Genomic DNA, 530 nt, shown 5'->3' with positions numbered 1-530 from the left:
TCAGGCTGATCAACTGGTATCTGAAGGCAGGCGTTCAGATCGACAATCGCAAAGCCCCGACACCCGAGGGCGTGCCGCAAGGCGGACCACTGTCTCCGGTGTTGGCGAATGTGGTGCTGGATGAACTGGATTGGGAGCTGGAGCGGCGCAACCTGCGCGTCGCCCGCTACGCGGATGACTGCCAGATCTACGTGGGCAGTCGCCGTGCAGGAGAGCGGGTGATGGTGAGTCTGACGCGCTTTATCGAGGACTCGCTGAGGCTCACAGTGAATACACGAAAGAGCGCGGTAGACCGGCCCTGGAAGCGAAGCTTCCTGGGCTTCACCCTCAGCCGGAAAGGACAGCGATTGAAGGTGGCTGCCAAAGCCATCACTAAGTTGAAATCCCAGATCCGGATACTGAGCCGCCGAACACGGGGCCACTCACTGGCCCAGGTGATCGCAGATCTGAAAGAGACCCTGCTTGGTTGGAAAGCGTACTTCGACGCAGCCGAAGTGCTGAGCCCGCTGCGGGACCTGGACAAGTGGATA

General features: G+C 60.2%; 1 protein-coding gene. It reads left to right on the top strand.

Features of this window, described 5'->3' with window-relative positions:
- On the top strand, positions 1–530 hold a 530-nt coding region (locus Q675_RS36535), incomplete at both ends, for a reverse transcriptase domain-containing protein (protein WP_023012175.1).

The sequence above is a fragment of the Marinobacter sp. EN3 genome, assembly GCF_000475315.1.
Lineage (GTDB): Bacteria > Pseudomonadota > Gammaproteobacteria > Pseudomonadales > Oleiphilaceae > Marinobacter > Marinobacter nauticus.
Note: the sequence above shows the minus strand (reverse complement) of the source record. Positions and strands in the feature narration are given on the sequence as shown.